The following is a 4,629-nucleotide window of genomic DNA, read 5'->3' as shown; positions in this document are numbered from 1 at the left end:
GCCTGCTGTCGGGTGGGGCTTCGTCGGGGTGGGGATTCGTCGGGGTGGTGGCGGGGGGTCAGGGGGTGGTGGGGAGGGTCGTGGTGAGGAGCCAGCCGCCGTGGCCGTCCGGGGTGGAGGTGAGGGTGGCGCGGTGGGTGGTGGCGCGGGTGGTCAGGTTGGGGGTGCCGTGGCCGGGGGAGTGCGGGCCGGGGCGGGCGCGGTCGTTGGACAGGTGCAGGCCGTTCCGGTCCAGGACCAGGGTGCAGCGGGTGGCGCGGCTGTGCCGCAGGACGTTGGTGGTGCCCTCGCGGAGGACGGCGGCGAGCAGGGGGCGGTCGGCGGGCGGGACCTGCTCGGGGTCGCCGGTGCGGTCCAGGGTGATTCCGGCGGCGGTCAACAGGGCTTCGGCGGCGGCGAGTTCGGCGGACAGGTCGAGGACGGCCCCGTCCGCGGGGACGGCTCGCAGCTCGCCGAGGGTGCGTTCGGCGAGTGCGGCGGCCCGCTCCAGGTGCCCGGCGGACGGCTGCCGGACGGCGAGTTCGGCGCTCACCGCGACGGCGGTCAGGCCCGAGCCCAGCAGGTCGTGCACGTCCCGGGCGATCCGCCGCCGCTCCCGGGCCACGGCGAGTTCGGCCAGGGCCAGCCGGGCCTCCCGGACCCGTTGCACCATCGCGGTGAGCAGCGCCAGCCCGTAGCAGACCAGTGCGATGGTGACCACGTCGACCGCCGCCGCGCCGCTCACCGCGCCCGCCGCCAGGACCGCAGCGGCCAGCACCGGCCATCCGGCGGCGGGCGGCAGCAGCACCAGCGCCGATGCGGCGGCGAACGCCAGCAGTTGCGGGTGCGTTCCGTCCGGCCCGAACAGCACCGCCACCGCCACCGCGCACTGCAGCGCCCACGTCCAGCCGAACCCGGCCGGGCGGACGCCCGGCGGGCGGGGCAGCGAGTGCCGCACCTGCAGGCCCGTCACGGTGGCCAGCGCCGCCAGCGCGGCGGCCAGCGGGAGCGGGGCGAGGTGGCGCTCCGTCAGGTAGACCACGCCGACGGCCAGGTAGCCGGCGTGCACCGCCACCAGGACCGGCAGCACCGGCGCGGGCAGCGGGCCGTCCGGCGGGTCGGCGGCCGGTCCGGGCTCCGGGGCCCGGCGGACCCCGGCCGCGGCCCGCCGGGCGGTGGCGGCCACCCCGGCGGCGTCGCCCGCGGCGGCCAGCCGCAGCACCGCCGCCAGCGGCACCCCGAGCGCCGCGTGCAGGTCGCGGGCCGCCCGCTGCCGTTCCGCGGCCACCCGCGCGGACGCCAACCGGCCCCGGGTGGCGTGCAGTTCGGCGTACCGGTGGAACAGCCGGGTCAGCGCGTACACCGTCAGCCCCTGGGCGAGCGCGTTGCCCGCGCCGTTCGCCGCCCCGTACGGGCTGTCCGCCGCGAGGACCGCGGCCCCCGCCACCACCAGGGCGAACAGCGCCCAGCGCACCGGGCGGCGGACCAGCAGCAGCACCGACGCCGCGGCGAACCCCGGCACGCCGGACCACGGGACGAGCAGCAACTGCGCGGCCAGCGTCCAGGCCCCGCGCAGCCGCGCCGTCCACGGCAGGCAGTGCACCGCCTGCACCCCGAGCGCCACCCACGCCACCGGGTGCGGCCACCACCCGCCGTCGGCGGGCGCCGCCATCCCGAACATCGCCCCCAGCAGCACCAGCGACAGCACCACCGGGCCGGGCAGGCCCTCGTCCGCGCCGCCGTCCTCTCCCCGGTCTCCCCGGTCTCCCCTGTCTCCCCTGAACACGCAGGTCATTCTGCCGGGGCGCCCAGGGGCCGGGAGCGGTGGGCCCCGGCCCGGTGCGCGGGACCGGTGCGCAGGGTGATGTGCAGAATGCATGTCGACGGGTGCGCCACGCACTGCCGCCGGGGCCCGGGCGGGCCGAATGATCGAGGCATGAACGGTTCCCGCCCCGCCCTGTTCGGGCTCGCCCTCGCCCTCGCCGCCCTCCTCCCGCTCGCCGCCGCCCCGGTGGCGGGAGCGACCGAGGGGCCCACCGCCGGACCGGCCGATCTCGGCGGGCTGGTCGACCGCACCGTGGCGGAGCAGTTGCGGCGCGACCGGATCCCCGGCGCGGCCGTCGCCGTGGTCAGCGGGGAGCAGGTGCTGCTGCGCGGCTACGGCGTCGCCGACACCGTCGCGGGCACGCCGGTCGACCCGGAGCGGACCGGGTTCTACCTCGGCTCGCTGGCCAAGCTGTTCACCGCGCAGGCCGCCGCGCAGTTCGTGGCCGACGGACGGATCGACCCGGCCGCCGACGTCAACCGCTACCTGCCGCCCGCCGACCGGATACCCGACAGCTACCCCGGCCGCCCCGTCACCACCGACCACCTGCTCACCCACACGTCCGGCTTCGACAGCGACCTGGTCGGCGTCAACTCGGCCACCCCGGACGGCATTCCGAGCCTCGCGCAGAGCCTCGCCGACCACCGTCCGGCCCGGGTCCGGCCGCCCGGGACGCTCGCCGCGTACGACAACTACGGCGCCGCGCTGGCCGGGCTGGCGGTCGAACGGGTCGCCGGGCGGCCGTACGCCGAACAGCTCCGGAGCGCCGTGCTCGAACCGCTCGGCATGGCCCGCACCTCCTTCGAGCAGCCGCACCCCGCCGCGATCGCCCCGGCCCGCGGCTACCGGCCGGACGGCGCCGACGGCTGGACCGAGGAGCACGGCCAGTACGGCCCGTGGACGCCCAGCGGCCCCGGTGGGATCACCACCGCCGCCGACATGGCCCGCTGGCTGCGCGACCAGCTCGCCCCCGGCCCGGCCGCCCGGCTGATGCAGACCACCCACTACCGGCAGGACCCCCGGCTGCCCGGCCTGGGCTGGGCCTACGAGGGCTGGACCAGGGACGGGTTCACCGGCTGGTTCAAGGACGGCGACCTGCCCGGCTTCCACGGCAACCTGCTGCTCCTGCCCGAACAGCACCTCGGCGTGTACGTGGTCTACAACGGCGACGGCACCGACGGCACGGCCGGCTGGGACGGCAAGCAGCTGATCCGGGCGATCGTCGACGCCCTCCCCGGTGGGCACCCGCCCGCGGACCGGGACGGGAGCGGGAGCGGGAGCGGGAGTGAGAGTGGGAGTGGGAGTGGGGGTGGTGGTCGGTACGCGGGGACGTACCTGGCCGCCCGGGTCAGCCGGGGCAGCATGATGCGCACCGAGGAACTGTTCGGCGCCGTCACCGTCACGGCGGAGGCCGCCGGGCTGCGCACCGAGGGGCTGGCCCTCGACCCCCGCAACCCCGTCCAGCACTGGCGGCCGCTCGGTGACGGCCAGTACCTGGAACGCGGCGGGCAGGCCCGGATCGCCTTCCGGGACGGCGTGCTGAGCGCCTCCGACAACCCGTCCACCGGGTACCGCCGCCTGACCTGGCGTCAGCAGCCCGGCCCCCGGCTGGCGGTGCTCGGCGCGGCCCTGGCCGTCCTGCTCGCCGCGCTGGTCGCCGTCCCCGCCACCGCGCTCGTCCGCCGGCTGCGCCGCCGTCCCGCCCACCCGCTCCCGGCCCGGGCGGCCCGGGCCGCCGCCGCCCTCGCCGGGCTGCTCGCCGCCGGGTTCCTGGCCTCGCTGCTGGCCCTGGTCGCGGACGGCAACGCGATGATGGAGGCCGTCCCGCTCGGCACCCCGCTGGCCCTCGCCCCCACCTGGTGGGGCGCGGCCGTCCCGCCCGTCGCCCTGGCCGTCGCCGCCGGGGCCGTCGCGGGGTGGCTGCGCCACTGGTGGCGGTGGCCCGGCCGGCTCGCCATGACGGCGGTCGCCCTGGCCGGCGCGGTGCTCACCGGGTTCCTCGCCGACTACCACCTGATCGCCGGGCCGCTTGGCGCGCTGCTGGGCTGACGGCCGGGCGACGGGGCTGCTGCGGGTGGCGGGGTCACTGCGGGCGGCGGACGGTCAGGCCCTGGCAGCGCCAGGAGAGGCGGCCGGCGTTGGCGCGGGGGCGGCGGTGGCCCCACTGGCCGCCCGCGACGGAGAGGTTGACGATGATCCAGGCCCGCCAGTCCGGGCCGACGCCCTGCCCGTCGGAGTGCACCGCCCGGCCGTCCAGCTCCCAGTCGACCGAGTCGGTGCCGAACACGCAGGCCACGGTGAACCACTGGCCCGGCGTCACCAGGTCGTCCAGGTAGGCCGGGGTGCCGGGGCGGACGTGGTTGCTCAGCTCCAGCATCCGCGGGTGGTCGTCGTGGTACTCCAGCACGTCCACCTCCCCGTGGCCGGGCTGGGGCCGCCCCGGCGCGAGGTCCCGGCCCCAGGTCCAGATCCCGGGCCAGACGCCCTGGTCCGCCGTCACCAGGCAGCGGGCCTCCAGCCGGTCGCCGGGCCGCAGTTCGAAGCCGCCCGCAGTGCCCTCGGTGGTCACCAGCGGGGTGCGCCAGCTGAAGGTGCTCTCCCGCAGCGCGGTGAACACGTCCCCCTTCGGGCCGTAGCCGGGCACCAGGCGGTCGAGCTTGTTGTCACCGGTGTTCCGCCCGCCGGCCGGGTACGCGGAGGTGGTGCCGGCCGCCCACTGGGTGCGGTCCGCGAACGGGGCGTCGAACACCACGGGCGCCTGCGCCGGGTCGGGGCCCGGCTGCGGGGTGGTGGGCGGGGGGTCGGTGGGCTGCGGGGTGGTGGAC

General features: G+C 78.0%; 3 protein-coding genes. 1 reads left to right on the top strand and 2 read right to left on the bottom strand.

The genetic code is table 11. From position 1 onward, the window contains the following. Positions 1-58: 58 nt before the first annotated feature. A complete protein-coding gene (locus IH44_RS49590) occupies positions 59-1,765 on the bottom strand; it encodes a sensor histidine kinase (RefSeq protein WP_198545118.1) in 1,707 nt (568 codons plus the stop codon). A 150-nt stretch (positions 1,766-1,915) separates the two neighbouring features. Between IH44_RS49590 and IH44_RS0139200 the strand changes: the two genes are divergently transcribed. Continuing rightward, complete coding sequence (locus tag IH44_RS0139200; RefSeq protein ID WP_051818286.1) at positions 1,916-3,853, top strand: serine hydrolase; 1,938 nt, start codon at positions 1,916-1,918, stop codon at positions 3,851-3,853. A gap of 34 nt (positions 3,854-3,887) precedes the next feature. On the opposite strand, the gene IH44_RS0139195 is transcribed toward IH44_RS0139200, so the two are convergent. After that, positions 3,888-4,629, bottom strand: a 742-nt coding sequence (locus IH44_RS0139195; protein ID WP_051818284.1) for a hypothetical protein, incomplete at its 5' end; no start/stop codon positions are given.

The organism is Kitasatospora sp. NRRL B-11411 (assembly GCF_000721345.1).
Taxonomy (GTDB): Bacteria; Actinomycetota; Actinomycetes; order Streptomycetales; family Streptomycetaceae; genus Kitasatospora; species Kitasatospora cineracea.
This window is presented reverse-complemented; position numbering and strand designations above follow the sequence as displayed.